1 protein-coding gene is annotated in these 351 nt (G+C 44.2%); it reads right to left on the bottom strand.

Features of this window, described 5'->3' with window-relative positions; translation table 11 throughout:
• A partial coding sequence (locus tag RMT89_RS41720; RefSeq protein WP_315888972.1) for a hypothetical protein occupies positions 1-351 on the bottom strand: 351 nt, incomplete at both ends.

Raw genomic sequence — 351 nt, 5'->3', positions numbered from 1 at the left:
CATCGGTGTTCGCCTGTATGATGCGAATAGTTGGGACGGTTAACAGCCATTCAACCAACATTGCCAGCATTAGTTGACCATTGACTGTGATGGTTATGGTATACTTTGGGTCAAAAAAAACGCTAAACTCGCTGTTGCTGTTTCCGTATGTTCCATTTGCGGCGAGTTTCAAACTGTTTGCTTCAACGCATTTCTTTCCTTTTTTCGCCTGCCATTCTTTACGCTCTTTCGGAAGGTTCGCATATTCGACAACAAACGAATGACCTAAATGCGCCGGGGCAAGATCGTTGACAATTGCGATAGACGGGTAAAGACTTGCAACGTCAATATCTCGAATTAACCATTCTTCCG

The sequence above is a fragment of the Streptomyces sp. P17 genome (assembly GCF_032436805.1).
In the GTDB taxonomy this organism is placed as follows: Bacteria; Actinomycetota; Actinomycetes; order Streptomycetales; family Streptomycetaceae; genus Streptomyces.
The sequence above is the reverse complement of the archived record's forward strand: the minus strand, read 5'-3'. Positions and strand labels throughout refer to the sequence as shown.